Below are 22,664 nucleotides of genomic sequence, written 5' to 3'. Positions count from 1 at the left end.
GCGAGCCCGCCGTGTTGCCGCATGCCACGGCGGGCGCCCTACACCTCACGAGCCCACCACAGCGTGCCCGTCGGTCTACCAAGTCGGCGGGTTTTTCGTTTGCGCCACGATGCCTTGCTCCGTAAAGTCAGGAGCAAACGAATAACGCTTTTCCGTTATTTTTCGCTTGACCAAATAACGGATATCCGTTAGTTTCTAATCATCGAAACGGAGCAAGCAAATGACCGACAGCACCGCAGCAATCACCGTAAACGTCACCCGCCGCTTTGACGGTAACTGCAAGGTCTACGCCTTCGACGTGCGTATCGACGATGAGGTCTACCGCGAGGTCTCCAAGCACAAGGCTTTCATGCTCATCATCCAGGCCCAGGAAGTCGCCGAAGATATCGGTTACATGTGCAACGTCTATGGCATGGAATATCTGCGGGCTGCATAATGACCAACGAAGACTTCAAGGCAATCCGCAAGCGGCTCGGCTTCAATCAAGCCGAGCTCGCTGTGCTTCTGGGTTACGGCTCTGCCGTCCGCATATCCGAATTCGAACGCTCCACGAATCCGGTTGCCGTGCCCCGGCTCGTTGCCATGGTCATGTCCGCTATGGACGAGACCGGCTGGAGGCCGGAGGATTAGGCCAGCCAAAAGTACCAACCGCCGCTACGTTAGCAATCGCTTAATGAAATCCATCTATTCTTAACCTTGTCGCGGCCTTCATCACCGCGACAGCAGACTTATGTGTGAGCATCTCGTACTTGGGTCCATCGCTCCCTCAGTTGATGGACCCATTTTCGTGTCACCCTTCGACAATCTTCCCTTGTTTGCTACCGACATCGAGCTTGCCACCGCAATCGTTGGCAAGGCGAGAGCGAAGGAGTGGGCCAAGGCCCGCCTTCCGACGTTAAGCAACCGGCCGGGCTTTCCGAAGTTCGACGAGTTCCACGGCGGCTGGCCGGTTGCCCTGGTCGCCGCCTGGTACGAGAATAGCTGGTTCCCCGGCCAAGCCGACCGGTCGACACGGGAACTGGAAAATCCCTCGGCTTGGAAGAAGAGCAGGCGGCCGGCGAAGACGGTTTGGTCGGGGCCGCCGACAAAGGAAAAGCCCGGTGCGGACTGATCCGGCGCCGGGCTTCTAACGGATCACATGGGCGATGCATCCGCGGCAAGGTGGATTTCAAACGCCTTGCACCACAATAACCCGCGCGCGCGCCGTACGTTCCCTACCTGATCAGAAAATCGTTGGGACGCTTCACGTAGTCATCAGCGGTGCGCCACAATGCTGCCACCAGCAGCGGCGTTCGCGGTGCCACGCGCTCGTCATCAGTTGGATACCGAATTGGATACTGGCGCGGCTCTGCATGCAGATGGCCGAGGGCACCAAGATACTCCTCAAAGGTCGCAACGGGGTTCGTTATCCGCGCAGCGTCTGGGAAGCGACCGCTAGTCAGCGCGTACTCGTGGGAAATCACTGCGTTGTGTCTCGCCATCGAACGCAGGGTCTCGACCTCGGCTCTTAGCCACATGTCATTGATGCGGTGTCCGTAGCCGATGACCTGAACTTTGGAAATGCCGTTGTGCAGCATGCAGCCTTTGAGCAGCAATTCGATGCCGTGGCCGACTAAGTGCAGTGTCGGAGTGAAAAGCATGCCACTGCGGCCGTCCGCCATTTTGTCGTCTAAGACGCCGGCGGCCTCTAGAAAGCACTTTGCTCGACTGATGAATTTGCCAGCGTCGGTTTCGAAGAAGTCATGCGTCATAGGTTGCTGCGCTCTGTGTTGGCCGTAAGTGCCCTGCGGCGCCGAGATCAATCATCCTGCGTTCTTTTGTCTAATGCCGGTCGGGACGTAATCTCTCGGAGGCCAGTCCCGAAACTCAACACCAGTTTCGGTAAAATTGATCCCGGCGCTAGTGAGCTCGTTCATGATGACGAACAGCGACGCTTCATGCGGTTGACGCTTATCGCCTTCGAGATCAGCGATCGTCGAACGACTTACACACGCGCCTTCTGCTAGGTATCCTTGCGACCATCCAAGCAGTGCCCGAGCGGCACGCACCTGTGCAGCGAGAAGTGAGGGCTCAGACATATGGGCTCGAATCCGACATTTTGATTGACTTTTTTGTTACTTCAGTCAGAATGACGGATATCAGGCGAATGGATTGATGTCTAGTAGATGTCACCGATGGTCTGCCTGCGTCCGTGTTGGAGATCAAATGCGCGCTGCCAATGACAACCGTCTTCCCAATGGAATTGCACCACGCGGCCTTTGTCGTTTGGCTGCAGCCGCCTACGTGGGGATTGGAGGGACGCTGTTTGATCAGATGGTGGCGCGCGGCGAGATGCCGGTCGCGCGCAAGGCTGGTGGGCGCGTTCTATGGGACAGGTATGAACTCGACGAGGCTTTCGACGCTCTTCCCCGTGACGGCGTCAATGTGGCACAACCAGCCGGTAACCCATGGGATGCGCTGGGCGCGGCATGAAGATCAATCTTCGCGGGATCATTGAGGATGTGGACCGACACGGAAACGTGCGGATCTACTACCGCGTGAAGGGAAAGAGAAAAGTCCGGCTTCGCGAGAAGCCGGGCACGGCGGCGTTTCTACGTGAGCATGAGTGCGCCGAGGCAGGTATTCCCTATGACGGAGTTGTCGCGCGGCCGTCTCCGGATTCGGCAAAGCCTGTCGTTGCCCGTTCATTTCGGTGGCTATGTCAGCAGCATTTTAAGCGTGCGGCGAAGGGCGTCACTGTCGACACAATGGACCGTCGGCGGCGGATCCTTGAGGAAATCTGCACCAAGTACGGCGACTTGCCGTTTGATATGATGGAGCGGAAACACGTCACCGCCCTACGTGATGTGCGTATCGAATCGCCGGGCGCCGCCAACAACATTGTCAAAGCCATTAGCGCTATGTTCGCATGGGCGATTGAGGTTGGGGAGGCGAAGGTTAACCCCTGCAACGGCATCAAGCGCCTCAAGTCGGGCGACGGCTTCCACACGTGGACTCTCGAAGAGATTGAACAGTTTGAAGCTAAGCATAAGCCGGGAACAATGGCGCGCCTCGCGCTGGCCATCTTCATGTTCACCGGCCTTCGATTGTCTGATGCCGCAATTTTAGGCAAGCAGCATCTGCGGGACGGCTGGATCCGAATCAGGCCGGGGAAGACAAGCGGCTCGAGCGGCGTTGAGGTTCACATGCCGCTGCTGTCCGATCTCGCTACCGAACTTGATAGCGTTGCGGCTGGGCGCATGACATTCCTTGTGACCGAATACGGTAGGCCGTTTTCCGAAAAGGGACTTGGCAACAAGATGCGGCAGTGGTGCGATGAGGCAGATTTGCCCCATTGTTCCGCGCATGGCCTTCGCAAGGCGGGAGCGTCGATTGCTGCTGAAAATGGAGCAACAAGCGACCAGCTCAAAGCCATCTTCGGATGGACCACGAGTCAGCAGGCGGATCTATACACCCGCGCAGCGCGCCGAAAGGTGCTCGCAAAGGACGGCGCTAAGCTCCTAATCCCAGACCGAAGCGAGAACAAAAGTGTCCCACTTTCCGAGGCCAACTTAGAAAAGTGGGACACCAAGGCAGAAAATAGGGAGGAAAATCAGATATTTACAGAAAAAAATGGTGGGCCCGGAGGGACTCGAACCCCCAACCAAGCGGTTATGAGCCGCCGGCTCTAACCATTGAGCTACAGGCCCTGGCGACTGTGATGGCGCCTGGCAGCGGCGCAATGGTTCGCCGGTGCTCGTTGCGTCTAACGCAATTTCAGAGCGGTCACAAGTCATTGCCGCAATAGCTTCACAATCAAACGGCAAGAGGGATCGGTAAGTCACAATCGGGGAGTGAAACAATGCCATTGCTGAACACCAAGAGCTTTGCCGCCGGTCTCTTTCTCAGCCTGCCGGTGCTTGCTGCCGCAGGCCTGCCCGCATTCGCGGCCGATGCGCCGCGCCAGGCGGTCATCACCGTGATCGGCGAGGGGCGGGCGACGATGGCGCCGGATATGGCGGTCTTGACCTTCTCCGTCGTCAAGCAGGAGAAGACCGCGCGCGAGGCGCTCGACAATAACAACAAGGCGATGAGCGATGTGCTCGCGGCGCTGAAGAAGGCCGGTATCGCCGAGCGCGATCTGCAGACGTCGGGCTTTTCCGTGCAGCCGCAATATCGCTATCCGCAGGGGACCGACGGGCAGCAGCTGCCGCCGGAGCTCATCGGCTACCAGGTTTCCAATGCGCTGACGGTGCGGGTGCGCGATCTTTCAAAGCTCGGCGGGATCATCGACCAGTCGGTGACGCTCGGCGTCAACCAGGGTGGCGATATCCAGTTCACCAATGACAAGCCCGACAGCGCGGTCGAAGAGGCGCGCAAGAACGCGGTGGCTGATGCCATCGCGCGGGCAAAGACGCTTGCGTCCGCCGCCGGCGTCAAGCTCGGCACCGTCATCGAGATCAACGAAAACGGTCCGCGGCCGCAGCCGATGCCCGTCATGCGGGCGGCGATGATGAAGTCGGAGGCCGATTCAGGCGTGCCGATCCAGGGCGGCGAAAGCAGCTACACCATCCAGGTGAACGTTACATTCGCGATCGCCCAGTAGCGCGTTCCACTCCTTCGTTAATCGAAGTTACCAAAAGATTGCCGTTGATATTCACTTGGATATCAACGGCTTATCTTTTTGTGGACACAGCTGTGGCGAGGCTGCGGCAGAAAAGCGCTTTATCACGCGTATATTACACTATAACATCGATCGTGTTATTCGGTCCGGCCGGGAACTTGAGTTCTGCTTTCGGCGTTAGTGCGGACCGATGAGGAGGAATTGGCTTTATCCCTGCAAAGAGGAGACAGACATGTCGAATGCCTTGCCGCCACTTCACAATGGGCACGCCCCGTTCACCCTTCAAGAGCTCTTTCGCGACGCTCTTTATGCGTTTGAAGAGTGGGATGCGGAACTGACCGAACCGATCGTCACGTTCGAGGGTCGGGTGGTTCCGATCAGCAGCGTCTTCGAGGCCATGCGCCAATGCGACGACATCGTGCCGATGAACATCGTCGGCGCCGTTACCGAGCGACTGACGAAACCCTGGGAGGGCGAAGGCCCGCTTGACCAGATGACGTTTTCGACCGCCGCCCGCGTCATGGGCGTGCTGGTGCGCAAGCGCCTGCATGCGACGGGAACGCTCGATATCGTGGCCGTTGCCGCCGTTCCGGACGAACGCCGCTCGCGCGGTTGATTTTTCGATGCCGCGGTCGCTTCGGCGGCCGCGTCTCGCACTTGAGTCCTGAAGATTTGGGCTCTTTTTGGCGCTCGATTGATGCGCCACACGCGACCTAGAGCCTTTCCTGGTTAGATTGAAGCATTCTGTTGGCTCAAACGGAGTCGGATGGTCGTCCGGCAGGCGCGGGTCGTAGCCAACGCATACGGCCAAGCCGGCCGGACGATCAGGCGGCCCGTTTCAGCCAACCCCGCAGGGGCCGGGCATCTTTCCGCCAGGATCAAAGGCGATCGGCTCGACCGTATCTGGGGGTATGCCCTTCGCCAATCGCCTTTGCCCTGACGAAAACCTGCTCCGGCAGAATGCTTCAAGCTAATCAGGAAAGGCTCTAGAGGTCGAACGCTTCCTTCAGTCCCTGTCCCTTGCGCTCCCGCAGATCGAGGTCGGCCTCGATATGCGCGATGTGATGCAGCATGAGGTGACAGGCGCGGTCTAGATCCTTGGCTTCGATCGCCGAGACGATATCGCCATGCTCGTTGTGGCCGCAGCTCGATATGGTCGACTGGCCGTAGAGCGCGATGACAAGCGAGGAGCGTGCGACGAGTTCTTCCATGAAACGCTGCATGATTGTATTGCCGGAGATGGCGGCGAGCGTCAGGTGAAAATCGCCGGATGCCTTGATTTCGGCACGCCGGGCGGTCTGGCCGCGTTCGCTTATCAGGCGGCTTTCTTCCAGCAGCAGTTGCCGCAGGTGCTGGATCTCCGAGGTGGTGATCCTTGCTGCCGCCTCGCGTAGGATACCGGGCTCGATCAGCCGGCGGGCGGCGAAGATCTGTCGGGCTTCATCGGGCGAGGGGTAGGCCACGAAGGCGCCGCGGTTCTTCTCGACGCTGACAAGTCCTTCATACGAGAGCGCCTGCAGGGCCGCGCGCGCCAGCGTGCGGCTGACGTTGAAGAGATTGCCGACATCGCTTTCCGACAGCTTGGTTCCCGGCGACAGGCGGCGCTCGACGATCGCGTCGCGAATGGCGTCGCGAATCTGCTGCGCGCCTGTTTCGGTGGGCTCTTCGGTCGTCAGAAGCGCATTGGCTGCGGAGTTCATGAGGCGGGATGTCCTGTGATCGGCCGATGATAGCCATATTCAGCCGAAAAGTTAAACGGAATTTGCGAGCAATGCAGCGGTCAAATTGTATACGATTATTTGCGCAAATTGCAGACGAAAGCCTATTTCATGTGCAGACATATCCGAGGGTTGAATTTTAGTCATTTGGGGATTTCCAAGAAAATTCAATATTCGTAATGACTTGATGCACCGCGGCAGAAACTGGCACGGCGAATGCATCGTATTCCTCGAACAGGGGAAGACACGATGTCGAAAGCGGCAGAGATCGATATAGCATCCGTTTCGAAGGTGTATGGCGCCACCACCGCCGTGCACGCAATCAGCCTGAAGATACCGGCTGGTTCCTATTGCTGCTTCCTGGGGCCATCGGGCTGCGGCAAGACCTCGACGCTTCGGATGATTGCCGGGCACGAGAGCATTTCGTCGGGCGATATCCGCCTCGGCAATACCGTCGTCACCGATTTTCCGCCGGCCAAGCGCGGCACGGCGATGATGTTCCAGTCCTATGCGCTCTTCCCGCATCTCGATCTGATCGACAACGTCGCCTTCAGCCTGAAGATGAAGGGCGTCGAGAAGGAGGAGCGGCGGGCCAAGGCGCTGGAGATGCTGAAGCTGATGCAGATGGAGGCCTATGCCAACAGGCGTCCAGCGCAGCTTTCCGGCGGCCAGCAGCAGCGCGTGGCGCTTGCCCGCGCGCTGATCACCGATCCCGAGGCGCTGCTCCTCGATGAGCCGCTGTCGGCGCTCGATCCGTTTCTCAAGATCCGCATGCGCGCGGAGCTCAAGAAGCTGCAGAAGACGCTCGGCATCACCTTCGTGCATGTCACGCACAGCCAGGAAGAGGCGATGGCGCTTGCCGATATCATCGTCATCATGAACGACGGCAAGATCGAGCAGGCGGCCACCCCGCGCAAGGTGTTCGAGGAGCCGGCGACCGCCTTCGTGGCGCGCTTCATGGGTGATCACAACGTACTGACGGGCCGCGTGACATCGGCCAAGGACGGCGTGATCACGCTCGAGGTTCCGGAGGGGCAGAGCTTCACGGTGCGCGGTGCGGGCAGGGAGGTCGGCGAGGTCATCGATATCGGCATCCGCACCGACCGGGTTCGTCTGGCGAGCGCCACCGACAAGACGCTCGGCTTCAACGGCATCGTCTCCAACATCGAATATCGCGGCGCCTCGGTGAAAATCACCGTGGTCGGCGCGGGCAGCGATGACTTCACGGTCATTGCGTCCGACGGCGATTATTTCGCCAACCCCGCATCGGTCGGCGATGCGGTGTCCCTGAGTTGGGCCCTGGAGGACGCCGTTCTCCTTGGCCGCGTTTCGGCATAAATCTCAATTACCACAAAAACCAGAGGGAACTGACATGACTGATACAACGAAAACCACCAAGAAGGGTCTGCTCGACAAGGGCGTGTCGCGCCGCGGCCTGCTGAAGACGGGCGCCGCCGCCCTTGGTGCGGCCGCAGGCTCCGGTCTCATCACCGGTTTCCCGACCATCTGGGCGCAGTCGAACATCACGCTTCGCCAGTTCGGCACCGGCGTTTCCAACATCAACGCCATTGCCGAGCAGTGCAAGAAGGACCTCGGCATCACGCTCGAGATGACGGCAACCGATTCCGACGCCGCCGCCCAGCGCGCCGTCACGCAGCCCGATAGCTACGATATCGCCGACATCGAATACTGGATCCTGAAGAAGGTCTATCCGACCGGCGTCATCCAGCCGATGGATGTGAAGAAGCTGAAGTACTACGACAAGGTCGTTCCGCTCTTCAAGAACGGCAAGCTGAAGCCGGATAGCGTTATCGCGCAGGGTACCGCGCCGCACACCGTCGGTTATGTCGAGAGCGCCGATGCCAAGACGTTTGCCAAGGGCGAGACCGAGCTCTTCACGATGATGCCGACGATCTATAATGCCGACACGCTCGGCATTCGTCCCGACCTCGTCGGCCGCGATATCGGCAGCTGGGCCGATATCATGGACCCGAAGTTCAAGGGCAAGACCTCGATCCTCAACATCCCGTCGATCGGCATCATGGATGCCGCGATGATCATGGAAGCGCTTGGGAACATCAAATACGCCGACAAGGGCAACATGACCAAGGAAGAGATCGACAAGACGATCGAGTTCCTGATCAAGGCCAAGCAGGACGGCCAGTTCCGCGCCTTCTGGAAGTCGTTCGACGAGTCGGTCAACCTGATGGCATCGGGCGAAGTCGTCATCCAGTCCATGTGGTCGCCGGCCGTCGCCGCCGTCCGCTCCAAGGGCATCGCCTGCAAGTATCAGCCGCTCAAGGAAGGCTACCGTTCGTGGGGCGGCGGTCTCGGCCTTGCCTCGCACCTCAAGGGCGCCGAGCTCGACGCGGCCTACGAGTACATCAACTGGTACACGTCCGGCTGGGTCGGCGGCTACCTCAACCGCCAGGGCTACTACTCGGCCTGCATGGACACCGCCAAGGGCTTCATGACCGAGGACGAGTGGGGCTACTGGATCGAAGGCAAGGCCGCCAAGGGCGATATCCTTTCGCCCGAGGGCAAGGTCATGGAGAAGGCTGGCGCCGTTCGCGACGGCGGCTCGTTCGAAGAGCGCATGGGCCATGTCGCGTGCTGGAACTCCGTCATGGACGAGGACCGCTACATGGTTCGCCGCTGGAACGAGTTCATCGCGGCTTAAGGCAATCTTGGATCTCCTCTTCCACTACGGGAGGGGAGGTTCCGCCGTGGGTTACCCCCCTCTGTCCTGCCGGACATCTCCCCCACAAGGAGGGAGAGATCGGCTCGTGGCCTGCTCCCCACCCAAGCAATGAGCGTGGAGCGAGCGGTTGCGCCCAGCCAATCTCCCCACCTGTGGGGGAGATGCCCGGCAGGGCAGAGGGGGGGCGCCACGCAACGCAATGCCAACTGGAAAAGGGATCAGCGATGGCGACGATCGCTTCAGCAGAGACAAACGAGACGACCGAGCGGGTGCGCAGCCCGGGCTTTCGGCTGGCGCCATGGGCCGCCTCCTATCTCCAGGCGACGCCGCTGATCCTGATCCTCGGCTTCTTCTTCATTCTGCCGATTTTGATGATCGCGGTTGTCAGCTTCTGGGACTATGACTTCGCAGGTCTCTATCCCGATTTCCTGACGATGAACTACGCCGAGACGCTCGGCTCGTGGGTCACGTGGAAGACTTATCTCAACACGCTGAAGTTCACCGTCATCGTCTGGGCGCTCACCGTCTTCATCGGCTTCTGGGTCGCCTATTTCCTCGCCTTCCACATCCGCCGCACGTCGACGCAGATGATCCTGTTTCTGGTCTGCACCGTGCCGTTCATGACTTCGAACATCATCCGCATGATCTCCTGGATCCCGGTGCTCGGCCGCAACGGTCTGGTCAATTCGGCGTTGATCGAGATGAGCATCATCCCGCAGCCGATCGAATGGCTGCTCTATTCCGATTTCGCCGTGGTGCTCGCCATGGTGCATCTCTACACGCTGTTCATGGTGACGCCGATCTTCAACACGCTGATGCGCATCGATCGCTCGCTGTTCGAGGCCGCGCGCGATGCCGGCGCCAGCGGCTGGCAGATCCTCTGGAATGTCGTCATTCCGCTTGCCAAGCCCGGCATCGCCATCGGCTCGATCTTCGTCGTCACGCTCGTCATGGCCGATTTCTCGACGGTGCAGGTCATGTCCGGCGGGCAGAGCGCCTCGGTGGCGCTGATGATGAAGAACCAGATGTCGCTGCTGCAATATCCGGCCGCCGCCGCCAATGCCGTCGTGCTTCTGATCGTCGTGTTGATGATGGTCGCCGCCATCCTGCGCGTCGTCGATATCCGCAAGGAGCTTTGAGATGAGCCACGAAAAGCGCACGCTCGAATTCTACGTGCTCGCCGCCTTCTTCATCGTCTTCGTGCTGTTCCTCTACGGCCCGCTGTCGGCGATCCTGATCCTCTCCTTCCAGGGGCCGGATGGTGGGCTGACATTCCCGCTCAACGGTGTCTCGGTCCACTGGTTCTTCAACCTGTTCGAAAAGCAGGCGGTGGGCGATTTTGGGGCATCCTTCCGTCGCTCCTTCTCGCTCGGCCTGATGGTCATGGTCGTCACCGTCGTGGTGTCGCTGCTGGCCGGCCTTGCCTTCCGCCGCCGCTTCCGTGGCGCGACGCTGTTGTTCTACGCGACCGTCGCCAGCCTCGTGGTGCCGTCGATCATCATTTCGCTCGGCATCGGCGTGGTGTTCCAGCAGGGCGGGCTGAAGCCGGCATGGTATTCGTCGGCCTTCGGCGCGCATCTGACATGGACGCTGCCCTTCGGCGTGCTGATCATGTTCGCCGTCTTCAACCGCTTCTCGCCGGCTTACGAAGAGGCGGCGCGCGATCTCGGGGCGACGTCGTGGCAGACCTTCGTGCATGTCGTGCTGCCGATGATCGCGCCCAGCCTGATCGGCGTCGGCCTATTCGGCTTCACGCTCTCCTATGACGAGTTCGCCCGCACGCTGATGACCTCTGGCAGCTACAACACGCTGCCGCTCGAGATCTACGGGATGACGACCAACGTGACGACGCCGGTGCTCTATGCGCTCGGCACGGTGACGACGCTGTTTTCCTTCACCATCATTCTCGTCGCGCTCGGCATCATGATGATGCTGCGCGGGCGCCAGGCAAAGACAAGCTGATCTCATGCGCATCCTCATCGTCAATCCGAACACGACATCAAGCATGACCGAGAAGGCGGCGACCGCCGCACGGCTCGTTGCCGCCAGCGGCACCGAGATCATCGCCGCCACTTCAAGAATGGGGCCGGTGTCGATCGAGGGGCATTATGACGGGGCGCTTGCCATTCCCGGCCTTTTGACCGAGCTGAAGGAGCGGGCAGGGACCTATGATGCTGCCGTCATCGCCTGTTTCGACGATACGGGGCTGGAGGCGGCGCGCAGTTTCGCCGACGTGCCGGTGCTCGGGCTCTGCGAAGCCGCCGTCGCTACCGCCGGGTTTCTTGCGCAGCGCTTCACCGTGGTGACGACGCTGGAGCGCTCGCGGGTGCTGATCGACAACCTCGTGCGCCGCTACGGCATGGGCGATCGGGCAAAGGTCCGCGCGTCTGACATTCCGGTGCTGGAGCTTGAGGATGAGGCGTCGGGCGCGATCGACAAGCTTCGCGCCGAGATCGAGCGGGCGCTTGATGAGGATGGCGCCGAGGCGATCGTGCTCGGCTGCGCCGGGATGACCGATCTGGCGCGGGAACTGCAGGAAATCTATGGCGTACCCGTCGTCGATGGCGTGGCGGCGGCCGTCAAGCAGGCCGAGGCGCTGGTGTCGCTGGGCCTCTCGACAAGCAAGCGCGGCTCCTACGCGGCGCCGCTTGCCAAGCCTTTTATCGGCGAGATGAGCCGGTTCGCACCGATGCAGGCAGCGGGCTGAGGCCTGCCGCGAGACCGTCGCCTCACACAGTGTATCACCACGATTCCGCTTTACTTTTTCGCTCTCCTGACGATGCTCAGCAAAAAGCATTTCAGGAGAGTAAGTAGACATGACCATGCCGGACGACGACCTTGCGCGCATTGCCGAACAGGAGAAGGTGCTGAGCTTCGACAGTTTCGATCTGTCGACCGCGTGGCAGCTGGGCAAGCTGCTGCAGGAGCTGGGTTCGGAGCGTGGCCTGGGTATCGCGATCGATATCAACCTGCATTCAATGCCGGTCTTCTATGTGGCACTTCCCGGTGTCACGCCTGACAACGTCCAGTGGGTGCGCCGCAAGCGCAATCTGGTGCTGCGCTATTTCCGCAGCAGCTACGCGATCGGCCTCGACCTCAAGGCCAAGGGGAAGACCGTTGCGGACAACGGTCTGTCGGACGCCGATTACGCGCCCCACGGCGGCAGCTTCCCTATCAATGTCAAGGGCACGGGCTGCATCGGCTCGGTGACCGTCTCCGGCCTGCCGCAGCGCGACGACCACAATCTCGTCGTCGAGGCGCTGGCGCTGATGCTGGCCAAGGATCTGGACGCGCTGCGTCTGGCGTAAAGCGCCGTACGGAAGAGCACCGGCCCGTTATGCCGATCGGGCCGGAACGGTTCTACGCTTTCTCCACGACCCAGACGGTCGGGGCGCCGAGGATGCCGCCGGTGCGCATCGCTGATCGCAGTTCCTCGAGCTGCATGAAGGCCTTGGCGGCCTCCGATGTCGCGAATTCGTGGGTGACGGTGATGTCGTTGGGGTTGTCGGCGGATTGGTAGACCGCCTCTGATATCACGCCGTTTGCCGCCTGCACCGAGCGGAAGCCGTCATACACCTTGCGCCAGGCCGTATAGTCCGAAACCTCATGCCGTACGAACACTGTCGTCATGTTCCGCTCCTGCGTTGCATTCACATGTTTCGTTGGGAAGCCCAGGCGTCAGCGTACCATTGATGACGGTTTTGCGCGCGCGGAAATCGGCTTGCGGGCATTGCGCATCGCACGCCGCTGAAATTGCATGTATGCTGGCGACATCTCGATCAGGGAACAGGATCGATGACGCGTCGTCTAAGCATTCTCGCGGCGTTGCTCTCCCTGGCTCTGATCAGCGCCGGGCCGGCCGATGACGGGCGGTGGTATGCGGGGAGCTACTCGTTCTCCGACGAATTGGGCGGCTTCCACATCCTGTCAATATCAGGTGCTGGCACGCGGGAGGATCCGATCGAGATCCGCGAGGCGTTCGACAGTCTCGCGCCGGTGACGCTGGTGATCCGCTTCGCCAAACCCGCCGAGCTGAAGACGACGGTGCCCGGCTCGTTTCATCTGCGCGTGGTGGCGGTGAACCGGAGCGGGCTGGCGTGGATCGGCTTCGGCTTCGAGCTTCAGGAAATCCGCGGCAAGCCCAGCGATTTCTATGACGGGCTCTCCTTCGGGCAGGCCGATCCCAACCCGGCGCTGATCTCTTCCAGCCGTTTCATGCATTTCGAAAGCCGCTTCGAGAGTTTCGACCGGCTGAATTTCGATGAGGGTCATCTCGATCCCGGTGAGCAATCGAGCTTCGGCTTCTTCGTTTCCGATGTCACGCCGGTCCCGGAGTTCTATCTGGTCGAGGAACCGCATATTCCGTCGTCGTGAATGAAGACGGCGCCGTGGATGCGGCGCCGTCTTGTTGATCGTCAGATCTTGCCGCCGGCTTCGGGGATCACCTTGGTCAGGCTGCCGGTCGCCGGGAAGAGGGGGATGAGGCAGGCTTGCAGGGCGTGGTAGATGTCGCCCTTGCCGGGGAAGATGGTGTGGGCAGGGACCATGTCTTCCGTCAGTTCCTCGTGCCAGCCACCGTTTTCGTGGTCGATGAAGCTGCGCTCGATGACGTTCCAGATCTTGCGGTAGCTTTCCTCGTGGTAGTCGCTCGGCAGGTGTTCGTTGAGGTAGTGGGCGGCAGCCGCACCCTCGCAAGCCGGCCACCACATCTTCTGGCGCTTGTCCGGGCGGTCTTCCCAGTCGAGCGTGTAGAAGAAGCTGCCGTTCTCGTCGTCCCAGCCGAGCGCCATCGCCTGCGAGAACAGGCCCTTGGCGGCATCCGGCAGCCATTCCAGCTTCTTGCCGCCGAGCGCCCAGAGTTGAAGCAGCAGGCGCGCCCATTCCAGCGAGTGGCCGGGCGTGGTGCCCGCGGGGCGGAACATCTCGTTCGGATGATAGTAATTCTTGTCGAGCTTCCACTCTGTGTCGAAGTGCTCGGCGACGCGCCAGTCGACGGAGCCGGCGGCGCGGCGGATGACGAGGTCGGCGATGCTTTCGGCCTTGGCGAGGTAATCGCGGTTGCCTGTTGCCTCGAAGGCGGCCATCAGGGCTTCGGTCAGGTGCATGTTGGAATTCTGGCCGCGATAGGTGCCGCCGTCGAGCGGCTGCCAGTCGGCGGTGAATTCCTCCGCGATGGCGCCGTGCTTCTCTTCCCAGAAGCGCGTGTTCAGCACCTCGGTGATATCGGCGAGCATGCCGTCCGCGAGCGGATGGCCGATGGTCTTGGCGGAGGAGGCGGCGAGCAGAACAAAGGCGTGGCCATAGCCCTGCTTGTTGGTATCGACGGGGCCGTCATTGTTCAGCGACCAGAAATAGCCGCCGTTCTTCTGGTCCCGGTGGTGGTTCCAGATGTATTGCATGCCGTGGTCGACGACATCGGAGGCGCCGGGGCGGCCGAGCAGGGTGCCGATCGAGAAGCAATGGACGGCGCGGGCGGCGATGTGGATGCCGCGCACCTGGCCATCGGCGTCGAGCGGCTTGCCGGCGTCGTCGAGATCGTAGAACCCACCCTTGGGATTGATCGAGTCATGCTGGAAGAAATCGAACAGGCCATTGGCCTGGGCGACGAGCCAGTCGCGGTGGTAGGTGCGCGTCGTCCAGTTGCCGAGCGCGGCGTCGCCGATTGCAGGTGCCATGATACTCCTCCGATTTCATACACAATGCTTTGAAATTGCCTATATAGGGGGCGTTCGAGTCTGTCATCCGCCGTGCGCCGGCAATGGCGAAATTGTCGCCGATATATTGACATAAAGATATCTTTATGTGATTTGGGCGGCTTGTCTTTATAATGACGTCAAGGAGTCCGCCCGTGTTCAACAATCTGTTTGGCCCCGAAGGGGAAAAGCGCGACGGCAGTGAAGTGTTCGCGGCGCTCAGGAAAGCCGCCAGCGAACGCATTCTCGTCCTTGACGGCGCCATGGGCACGCAGATCCAGGGGCTGGGTTTCGACGAGGATCATTTCCGCGGCGACCGCTTCATCGGCTGCGCCTGCCACCAGAAGGGCAATAACGACCTTCTCATCCTCTCGCAGCCGGATGCGATCGAGGAGATCCATTACAAATACGCCAAGGCCGGCGCCGATATTCTCGAAACCAACACCTTCTCCTCCACCCGCATCGCTCAGGCCGACTACGCGATGGAAGGCGAGGTCTATGCGCTGAACAAGGAAGGTGCCGAAGTCGTGCGCCGCGCCTGCATCCGCGCCGAGCGCGAGGATGGCCGCCGCCGTTTCGTGGCCGGTGCCATCGGCCCGACCAACCGCACGGCCTCGATCTCGCCTGATGTCAACAATCCGGGCTTCCGCGCCGTCACCTTCGACGACCTGCGCATCGCCTATGCCGAGCAGATCGACGGCCTCATCGATGGCGGCGCCGACATCATCCTGATCGAGACGATCTTCGATACGCTGAACGCCAAGGCTGCGATCTTTGCCTGCGAAGAGCGCTTCGAGGCCAAGGGCGTCCGCCTGCCGGTCATGATCTCGGGCACGATCACCGACCTTTCCGGCCGCACGCTGTCCGGCCAGACGCCTTCGGCCTTCTGGAACTCGGTGCGCCACGCCAACCCATTCACGATTGGCCTCAACTGCGCGCTCGGCGCCAACGCCATGCGTCCGCACCTGCAGGAGCTGTCGGGCGTTGCCGATACCTTCATCTGCGCCTATCCGAATGCCGGCCTTCCCAACGAGTTCGGCCAGTATGACGAGACGCCTGAGCTGATGGCGGCGCAGATCGACGAGTTCGCCCGCGAGGGCCTCGTCAACATCGTCGGCGGCTGCTGCGGCTCGACGCCTGAACATATCAAGGCGATCGCCGAGGTCGTGGCCAAGTACAAACCGCGTCCGATCCCTGAGCATCGTCCGTTCATGTCTCTGTCGGGCCTCGAGCCCTTCGAGCTCACCAAGGACATCCCCTTCGTCAACGTCGGCGAGCGCACCAACGTCACGGGTTCGGCACGCTTCCGCAAGCTGATCACCAACGCCGATTACACGGCAGCGCTCGATGTCGCGCGCGATCAGGTGGAGAACGGCGCGCAGATCATCGACATCAACATGGATGAAGGCCTGATCGATTCCGAAAAGGCGATGGTCGAGTTCCTGAACCTGATCGCCGCCGAGCCCGATATCGCTCGCGTGCCCGTCATGATCGACAGCTCCAAGTTCTCGATCATCGAATCCGGCCTGAAGCGCGTCCAGGGCAAGCCGATCGTCAACTCGATTTCGCTGAAAGAGGGCGAGGAGAACTTCCTTGCGCAGGCGAGGTTGCTGCATGCCTATGGCGCGGCAGTCGTCGTCATGGCCTTCGACGAGACGGGGCAGGCGGATACCTATGACCGCAAGGTCGAGATCTGCACGCGCGCCTACAAGCTCCTGACGGAAAAGGCGGGCTTCCCGCCCGAAGACATTATCTTCGATCCGAACGTCTTTGCTGTCGCGACCGGCATCGAAGAGCACAACAATTACGGCGTCGACTTCATCGAGGCGACGCGGACGATCCGCCAGACGATGCCGCTGGTGCACATCTCGGGCGGCGTTTCGAACCTCTCCTTCTCGTTCCGCGGCAACGAGCCGGTGCGCGAGGCGATGCACGCTGTGTTCCTCTACCACGCCATCCAGGCGGGCATGGACATGGGCATCGTCAACGCCGGCCAGCTGGCGGTCTACGACCAGATCGACGCCGAACTGCGCGAGGCCTGCGAGGACGTGGTGCTGAACCGCCGCGCCGATGCGACCGAGCGGCTGCTCGAAGTGGCCGAGAAGTTCCGTGGCGGTGCCGCCCGCGAGGGACGCGTGCAGGATCTCTCCTGGCGCGAATGGTCGGTCGAGAAGCGTCTTGAACACGCTTTGGTCAACGGCATTACCGAATATATCGACGCCGATACCGAAGAGGCGCGCCTTGCAGCGGCCCGTCCGCTGCATGTCATCGAAGGTCCGTTGATGGCCGGGATGAACGTGGTTGGCGATCTGTTCGGCTCGGGCAAGATGTTCCTGCCGCAGGTCGTCAAGTCGGCGCGTGTGATGAAGCAGGCCGTGGCCGTTCTCCTTCCCTACATGGAAGAAGAGAAGCGCCTGAACGGCGGCGACGACCGCAAGTCGGCCGGCAAGATCCTGATGGCGACCGTGAAGGGCGACGTCCACGATATCGGCAAGAACATCGTCGGCGTCGTGCTCGCCTGCAACAATTACGAGATCATCGACCTCGGCGTCATGGTGCCGGCAACGAAGATCCTGGAGACTGCTGTGGCCGAGAAGGTCGACGTTATCGGCCTGTCGGGCCTGATCACGCCGTCGCTCGACGAGATGGTGCATGTTGCGGCCGAAATGGAGCGCCAGGGTCTGGACTTGCCGCTCCTGATCGGCGGCGCCACGACCAGCCGTGTCCATACGGCCGTGAAGATCCATCCCGGCTACAGCAAGGGCCAGACCGTCTACGTCACCGATGCCAGCCGCGCGGTCGGCGTGGTCTCGTCGCTGCTCTCGCCGGAGAACCGCGACGGCTACATCACCGATATTCGCGCCGAATATGCCAAGGTCGCGGCTGCCCACGCCCGCAGCGAGGCCGAGAAGGTGCGCCTGCCGCTGGCGCGTGCCCGCGAGAACGCGCAGAAGGTCGATTGGGCCGCTTACGCTCCCGCCAAGCCGAGCTTCCTCGGGACCAAGGTGTTCGAGGATTATGATCTGGCGACGCTCGCCGAATACATCGACTGGACGCCGTTCTTCCAGACCTGGGAGCTGAAGGGTCGCTATCCCGCCATTCTCGAGGATGAGAAGCAGGGCGAGGCGGCACGCGCGCTCTGGGCGGATGCGCAGGGGATGCTGAAGAAGATCATCGACGAGAAGTGGTTCCGTCCGCGCGCCGTCATCGGCTTCTGGCCGGCCGGCACCGTCGGCGACGATATCCGCCTGTTCAAGGATGATAGCCGCAAGGAGGACCTAGCAACCTTCTACACGCTGCGCCAGCAGCTTTCGAAGCGCGACGGCCGGTCGAACGTGGCGCTGTCGGACTTCGTGGCGCCTGTCGACAGCGGTGTGCAGGACTACGTCGGTGGCTTCGTCGTCACGGCCGGTATCGAGGAAGTGGCGATCGCCGAGCGTTTCGAACGCGCCAACGACGATTACTCGTCGATCCTCGTCAAGGCGCTGGCCGACCGCTTCGCGGAGGCCTTCGCCGAGCGCATGCACGAAGAGGTGCGCCGCGAATATTGGGGCTATGCCAAGGGCGAGGCGCTGAGCAAGGAGCAGCTGATCACCGAGGAATATGCCGGTATCCGCCCCGCGCCCGGCTATCCGGCGCAGCCCGATCATACCGAGAAGAAGACGCTGTTCGCGCTTCTCGATGCCGAAAACGCCGCCGGCGTGAAGCTCACCGAGAGCTACGCCATGTGGCCGGGTTCGTCCGTGTCGGGCATCTATATCGGCCATCCCGACGCCTACTACTTCGGCGTTGCCAAGGTGGAGCGCGATCAGGTCGAGGATTATGCCGGCCGCAAGGGTATGGAGATCTCCGAGGTCGAGCGTTGGCTCGGGCCGGTGCTCAACTACGTGCCTTCGAAGCCGCGCGAAGACGTGGAAGACGCGGCCTGATCGGGCGCGTCTTCAGGCACTGATTCAATTGCCGGAGAAAGTGATTCAGGATCATCGGCCAAGGGCCTGATCCTGAATCGGAAATTGCTGTTTCGTCGCTCTAATATCAGGCTGTGAGTTCGACCAGGATCGCGGTCGTGTCATCGCTCTGCTTGAAGCGGGGATAGCGCAGACCTTCCGATCGGTCTCGCGCTCGAAGCGGCGGAGTTCCTCGATCATCGGGGCGAGGCCCTTGTCGAGCGCCGCGCGCACCAGGCTTGCGGCGTCATAGGCTTCGTAGAGCACGACCAGATCGGCGAAGCCATCGCTGCAGATGATGGCGTGCGCGCGACCCTTGATCTTCAATTCTTCCGACACGAGATGATCAGCCGACTCAGGCACTAGGCCCAAGGTCCAGATGCCGCCTGCGGTGTTCTGGCTTTCACGGTGTCGGCGCAGAGCCGCCAGCGTCTCCGCATTGCCGAGCGCGCCGCCATCCTTGGTGATGCCGCCGGTGCGGGCGATATGGCTTTGCGCGTGGGCCTGCTCCCGGACATAGGCGTCGGGAATTGCCATGTGAAAGCTCACCGATCCATCTTCCTGCAAGAGGAAGACGCAGGAATCGCCGAGGCCGTAGAAGGTCAGGCGATCGTCGGTCGCATGGATCATCGAGAAGGCGGAGAGCGGCCAGGCGTAGCGTGGGGCGTCGGGGTTGCCGCCGAGGAATGTGGCCCTGGCCTCCTGCGAGACGGCGCGCGCGACATCCGAGACCGGCGTCTCACGCGTGATCTGCTGCCTGAAACCATCCGCGAAGCGTGCCGCGACCCAGGCGGCGTCGCTGCCTGATGCGTCCATGTACTGGCGGTCGCCAAGGCCGGTTGCGCCGTCGATCACGAAGGCGCAGGCCTCGTTGTATCCGAAGCGGTCGTCGTTCGGCTTGGCCGGGTTGCCCGGTACGGAGAGCGCGTCGAGGATCTTGATCTGAGGTGTCGGCATCGTTCTTCAGTTCCTCGTCATGGGAGCCAGTGGAAGGCCGAGCAGGTCGGCCCTCGCGGATGTGGTGACGTCTCGGTCAGCCGAGAACCGGGCGCATGAAGCTGCGCTCATAGCTGATGATGCTGCGGTTGCGCTTGTCCAGATCGAATGCCGCCTGGCACTCGGGATCGACGGCCATGCGCGTGCGATAGTCTTCGTAAGCGGCAAGGCTCGGGAAGGAGAACAAGGCGACCGCGATGTTGTTGGCGCCTTCCGAGGGCAGAAAATAGCCGTGATGATCGCCGCCCATGCGGTTGACGATGGGGATCCAGAGCCTGGCGTATTCCTCGAATTCGGCGAGCTTGTAGGGGTCGATGACATAACGCAGATGGCAGGTAATCATTGAAATATCTCTCGTTGATCGGGTCGGCTAAAATGCCTGCCGGCCCGCTATTTGGTTATTGTGCTGTTGTCAGGCGCCGGCGGCAAGCCGCTGGTTGAGTTCCTCGATGCCGACATCGGCCTCCACCGTGTCGCCCTTGACGAGCAGGTAGACGCCGAGCGCGAAGGCGAGGGCTGCGATGAACAGCAGGTAATAGGCATGCGCCATCGGGTTCAGCGGCAGCAAGGAGGCGACCGCCAGCGGCGTCAGCCCGCCGAAGATGGCGTAGGAGACGTTGTAGGAGAAGGAGAGGCCGGTGAAGCGGACGCGGGCCGGGAAGGCGCGGACCATCACGTAGGGCACCGCGCCGACGAGGCCGACGGAGAGGCCCATGATCGCATAGAGCACGAAGAGCACGGTCAGCGATGTCGCGGCGTAGGTGTAGAAGGCGAAGGTGGCGGCGCCGAAGAAGATGCTGGCGACGATGAAGAAGCGGCCGGAGCCGACGCGATCGACGATCGCACCCGCGGCCGCCGTGCCGAAGATCAGGAACAGCGTGCCGAAGCTGGTCGCGGCCAGCGATTGCTGCGCGGTGTAGCCGTAGAGCTTCTGCAGGAAGGTCGCGGTCATCAGCGTGGTGACGACGATGCCGGCCGAGAGGATCCAGGTGAGCAGCATGGAGATGACGACGCCGCGCGGATAGTCGCGCAGCACGGCCTTCAGCGGCAGTTCGCGCATCAGCGAGCGGCTCTGCTTCATTTCGGCGAAGATTGGCGTCTCCTGCAACCAGCGGCGGAGATAGACGGCGACGAGGCCGAAGATGCCACCGAGGAAGAAGGGAATGCGCCAGGCGTAGGCCGCGACATCCTCGGGCGTGAAGGCCGAGTTGATGATGGTGGCGATGAACGAGCCGAGCAGGATGCCGAGCGTCAGGCCCGAGCAGAGGAAGCCGCAGGCAAAGCCGACGCGGCGGAAGGGAACGTGTTCGGCCACGAAGGTCCAGGCGCCGGGCACCTCGCCACCGATGGCCGCACCCTGCAGGACGCGCATCAGGATCAGGAGGATCGGGGCTGCGATGCCGATCGTGGCATAGGTCGGCATGGCGGCCATGCCGAGCGTCGATAGCGCCATCAGCATGATGGAGAAGGCAAAGACACGCTTGCGGCCGAACATGTCGCCAAAATGGGCAAGCACGATGCCGCCGATCGGGCGCACTAGATAGCCGGCGGCGAAGATGCCGAAGGTCTGGATCGTCACCAACCAGTCGGGCATGTCGGGCGGGAAGAACAGGTGGCCGATCACGCTCGCGAAGAAGACGAAGATGATGAAATCATAGAACTCCAGCGCGCCGCCGAGGGCGGAAAGGCCGAGCGTCTTGAAATCCTGGGCGGTGAGGCGGCGAGGGGCGGCTGCGGGCGTCGTGGTGGGGGACATGATGCGGGCTTCTTGCGGTATGACTTCGGTTGCGCCGTCGTCGCGCAATGGGGTGGGGATTTCAAGCGTTTTCTGGTGTTTTCGTGTCATGTTGCGGCGTCGTCGCGCCCGCTGTGGCAAAGCCGCAAATGGAAAAGGCGTCGCTATGGGCGACGCCTTTAAAATCGGAAAGTCCGGTGATCAATCCCGGATAACCAGCAGATCCGCCGCCATGAAGCGTAGCGTCACCGTTTCGCCGGTGGCCGGCGGCTTGACGCCGGGGCTGTTGAACATGTCGAAGGAGATGACGTTGCCGCCGACGTTCATGCGGGTGCGGATGACGGAGCCGAGGAAGTGGGCGGAGACGACTTCGCCGGTGAGCTTGGTGTCGCTCGGGGTGCTTTCGGCGAGCGAGCCTGCTTCCGGGCGCAGCGCCAGCGAGACGGTGTCGCCAGCCTTATAGGTGGAGATGTTTTCGCGGAGCGTCACGCCCTGGTCGCCGATCTGTATGCGGTTGACCGAGGGGTCTACGACCTTGGCCTCGATGATGTTCAACGTGCCGACGAAGGATGCGACGAAGCGCGTGGCCGGCGTGTTGTAGATCTCGAAGGGGGTGCCGATCTGGTCGGCGCGGCCGCCGTTCATGACCACGATGCGGTCGGAGATCGACAGCGCCTCTTCCTGGTCGTGGGTCACGAAGATGGTGGTGATCCCCAGCGACTGCTGGATCTGGCGGATTTCCTCGCGCAGCGAGACGCGGATCTTGGCGTCGAGCGCAGAGAGCGGCTCGTCGAGCAGCAGCACCTGCGGCTTGGCGGCAAGGGCGCGGGCGAGCGCCACGCGCTGCTGCTGGCCGCCCGACATCTGGTAGGGGTAGCGGTCGGCGAGGTGGCCGAGGTGGATCAGCGCCAGCATTTCCTTGACGCGGGCGTCGATCTCGGGCTTCGGCTTGCCGGCAATCTTCAGGCCGAAGGCGACGTTGTCATGCACCGTCATGTTCGGGAAGAGCGCGTAGGCCTGGAACACCATGCCGATGTTGCGCTGGTTCGGCTTCAGCGGCGCGATGTCCTTGCCGGCGATGCTGAGATTGCCGCCGGTCGGGTTCTCAAAACCGGCGATCATGCGCAGGACGGTGGTCTTGCCACAGCCCGAGGGGCCGAGGAAGGAGACGAATTCTCCCTTCTCGATGTTCATGTTGAAGTTCTTGACGACCTGAACCTGGCCGAAGGATTTCTGAATGTTGGTCAGCGAGAGAAATGACATGTCGAAAT

General features: G+C 61.6%; 23 protein-coding genes, 1 tRNA gene and 1 pseudogene. 15 read left to right on the top strand and 10 right to left on the bottom strand.

Features of this window, described 5'->3' with window-relative positions; translation table 11 throughout:
- The first annotated feature begins 220 nt into the window (after positions 1–220).
- From J5286_RS14435 to J5286_RS14425, 3 genes are all read left to right on the top strand, one after another.
- Positions 221–436, top strand: coding sequence for a hypothetical protein (locus tag J5286_RS14435; protein WP_209190919.1), 216 nt, complete (start codon positions 221–223; stop codon positions 434–436).
- A complete protein-coding gene (locus J5286_RS14430; RefSeq protein WP_209190917.1) occupies positions 436–630 on the top strand; it encodes a hypothetical protein in 195 nt (64 codons plus the stop codon). The genes J5286_RS14435 and J5286_RS14430 overlap by 1 nt, the downstream gene beginning before the upstream one ends.
- Positions 631–787: 157 nt before the next feature.
- Entirely contained in the window at positions 788–1,111 is a 324-nt protein-coding gene (locus tag J5286_RS14425; RefSeq protein ID WP_209190915.1) for a hypothetical protein, read from the top strand.
- 103 nt (positions 1,112–1,214) lie between these two features.
- Here J5286_RS14425 and J5286_RS14420 read toward each other — a convergent pair whose 3' ends face one another.
- Both J5286_RS14420 and J5286_RS14415 read right to left on the bottom strand, forming a co-directional pair.
- The gene (locus tag J5286_RS14420; RefSeq protein ID WP_209190913.1) at positions 1,215–1,751 is read right to left on the bottom strand and encodes a hypothetical protein; all 537 of its coding nucleotides are present in this window, start codon (positions 1,749–1,751) and stop codon (positions 1,215–1,217) included.
- Positions 1,752–1,802: 51 nt separating this feature from the next.
- Positions 1,803–2,078 carry a helix-turn-helix domain-containing protein gene (locus J5286_RS14415; RefSeq protein WP_209190911.1) on the bottom strand — a complete coding sequence of 92 codons (276 nt, stop codon included), beginning with the start codon at positions 2,076–2,078 and terminating at the stop codon, positions 1,803–1,805.
- A gap of 127 nt (positions 2,079–2,205) precedes the next feature.
- On the opposite strand from J5286_RS14415, the gene J5286_RS14410 reads away from it, so the two are divergent.
- Both J5286_RS14410 and J5286_RS31630 read left to right on the top strand, forming a co-directional pair.
- The gene (locus tag J5286_RS14410; protein ID WP_209190909.1) at positions 2,206–2,472 is read left to right on the top strand and encodes a helix-turn-helix transcriptional regulator; all 267 of its coding nucleotides are present in this window, start codon (positions 2,206–2,208) and stop codon (positions 2,470–2,472) included.
- Positions 2,448–3,404: pseudogene (locus J5286_RS31630) on the top strand (tyrosine-type recombinase/integrase); the annotation flags it as partial. The gene J5286_RS14410 and the pseudogene J5286_RS31630, both read left to right, overlap by 25 nt.
- Before the next feature lie 209 nt (positions 3,405–3,613).
- Here J5286_RS31630 and J5286_RS14400 read toward each other — a convergent pair.
- Positions 3,614–3,689 (bottom strand) — tRNA-Ile (locus tag J5286_RS14400).
- A gap of 152 nt (positions 3,690–3,841) precedes the next feature.
- Here J5286_RS14400 and J5286_RS14395 point away from each other — a divergent pair.
- On the top strand, positions 3,842–4,585 hold the full coding sequence (locus J5286_RS14395) for an SIMPL domain-containing protein (RefSeq protein WP_209190907.1): 744 nt from the start codon (positions 3,842–3,844) through the stop codon (positions 4,583–4,585).
- A gap of 250 nt (positions 4,586–4,835) precedes the next feature.
- Positions 4,836–5,219 carry a BRA0787 family protein gene (locus tag J5286_RS14390; RefSeq protein WP_209190906.1) on the top strand — a complete coding sequence of 128 codons (384 nt, stop codon included), beginning with the start codon at positions 4,836–4,838 and terminating at the stop codon, positions 5,217–5,219.
- A gap of 370 nt (positions 5,220–5,589) precedes the next feature.
- Here J5286_RS14390 and J5286_RS14385 read toward each other — a convergent pair whose 3' ends face one another.
- The gene (locus J5286_RS14385) at positions 5,590–6,303 is read right to left on the bottom strand and encodes a GntR family transcriptional regulator (RefSeq protein WP_245206025.1); all 714 of its coding nucleotides are present in this window, start codon (positions 6,301–6,303) and stop codon (positions 5,590–5,592) included.
- Positions 6,304–6,570: 267 nt separating this feature from the next.
- Here J5286_RS14385 and J5286_RS14380 point away from each other — a divergent pair, with 267 nt between their 5' ends.
- From J5286_RS14380 to J5286_RS14355, 6 genes are all read left to right on the top strand, one after another.
- Positions 6,571–7,659, top strand: coding sequence for an ABC transporter ATP-binding protein (locus J5286_RS14380; RefSeq protein WP_018897504.1), 1,089 nt, complete (start codon positions 6,571–6,573; stop codon positions 7,657–7,659).
- A 34-nt stretch (positions 7,660–7,693) separates the two neighbouring features.
- Positions 7,694–9,001: an ABC transporter substrate-binding protein gene (locus J5286_RS14375; RefSeq protein WP_209190904.1), complete on the top strand. Its 1,308-nt coding sequence runs from the start codon at positions 7,694–7,696 to the stop codon at positions 8,999–9,001.
- 245 nt (positions 9,002–9,246) lie between these two features.
- Complete coding sequence (locus J5286_RS14370; protein WP_209190902.1) at positions 9,247–10,161, top strand: ABC transporter permease; 915 nt, start codon at positions 9,247–9,249, stop codon at positions 10,159–10,161.
- 1 nt (position 10,162) lies between these two features.
- Positions 10,163–10,984 (top strand): ABC transporter permease, encoded by an 822-nt coding sequence (locus tag J5286_RS14365; RefSeq protein WP_209190900.1) that lies wholly within the window; start codon positions 10,163–10,165, stop codon positions 10,982–10,984.
- A gap of 4 nt (positions 10,985–10,988) precedes the next feature.
- A complete protein-coding gene (locus tag J5286_RS14360; RefSeq protein WP_209190898.1) occupies positions 10,989–11,729 on the top strand; it encodes an aspartate/glutamate racemase family protein in 741 nt (246 codons plus the stop codon).
- A 109-nt stretch (positions 11,730–11,838) separates the two neighbouring features.
- The gene (locus tag J5286_RS14355; protein WP_018897509.1) at positions 11,839–12,330 is read left to right on the top strand and encodes a heme-degrading domain-containing protein; all 492 of its coding nucleotides are present in this window, start codon (positions 11,839–11,841) and stop codon (positions 12,328–12,330) included.
- A gap of 52 nt (positions 12,331–12,382) precedes the next feature.
- Here the strand turns inward: J5286_RS14355 and J5286_RS14350 are convergent, their stop codons facing one another.
- Entirely contained in the window at positions 12,383–12,652 is a 270-nt protein-coding gene (locus J5286_RS14350) for an antibiotic biosynthesis monooxygenase (protein WP_047505889.1), read from the bottom strand.
- 165 nt (positions 12,653–12,817) lie between these two features.
- Here J5286_RS14350 and J5286_RS14345 point away from each other — a divergent pair, with 165 nt between their 5' ends.
- Entirely contained in the window at positions 12,818–13,396 is a 579-nt protein-coding gene (locus J5286_RS14345) for a hypothetical protein (protein ID WP_209190897.1), read from the top strand.
- Between the two features lie 41 nt (positions 13,397–13,437).
- Here the strand turns inward: J5286_RS14345 and J5286_RS14340 are convergent, their stop codons facing one another.
- Positions 13,438–14,697, bottom strand: coding sequence for an AGE family epimerase/isomerase (locus J5286_RS14340; RefSeq protein WP_209190896.1), 1,260 nt, complete (start codon positions 14,695–14,697; stop codon positions 13,438–13,440).
- Between the two features lie 173 nt (positions 14,698–14,870).
- Between J5286_RS14340 and metH the strand changes: the two genes are divergently transcribed.
- Positions 14,871–18,644, top strand: coding sequence for a methionine synthase (gene metH / locus J5286_RS14335; RefSeq protein ID WP_209190895.1), 3,774 nt, complete (start codon positions 14,871–14,873; stop codon positions 18,642–18,644).
- Positions 18,645–18,695: 51 nt separating this feature from the next.
- On the opposite strand, the gene J5286_RS14330 is transcribed toward metH, so the two are convergent.
- The 4 genes from J5286_RS14330 to J5286_RS14315 all read right to left on the bottom strand — a co-directional run bounded on the left by J5286_RS14330 (position 18,696) and on the right by J5286_RS14315 (position 22,656).
- Entirely contained in the window at positions 18,696–19,619 is a 924-nt protein-coding gene (locus J5286_RS14330; RefSeq protein ID WP_348529268.1) for a hypothetical protein, read from the bottom strand.
- A gap of 76 nt (positions 19,620–19,695) precedes the next feature.
- On the bottom strand, positions 19,696–20,001 hold the full coding sequence (locus tag J5286_RS14325; protein WP_113239066.1) for an NIPSNAP family protein: 306 nt from the start codon (positions 19,999–20,001) through the stop codon (positions 19,696–19,698).
- Positions 20,002–20,070: 69 nt separating this feature from the next.
- A complete protein-coding gene (locus J5286_RS14320; RefSeq protein WP_209190999.1) occupies positions 20,071–21,414 on the bottom strand; it encodes an MFS transporter in 1,344 nt (447 codons plus the stop codon).
- Positions 21,415–21,594: 180 nt separating this feature from the next.
- Complete coding sequence (locus J5286_RS14315; RefSeq protein WP_209190894.1) at positions 21,595–22,656, bottom strand: ABC transporter ATP-binding protein; 1,062 nt, start codon at positions 22,654–22,656, stop codon at positions 21,595–21,597.
- Positions 22,657–22,664: the final 8 nt, after the last annotated feature.

Source organism: Rhizobium sp. 16-488-2b (genome assembly GCF_017741815.1).
In the GTDB taxonomy this organism is placed as follows: Bacteria; Pseudomonadota; Alphaproteobacteria; order Rhizobiales; family Rhizobiaceae; genus Rhizobium.
This window is presented reverse-complemented; position numbering and strand designations above follow the sequence as displayed.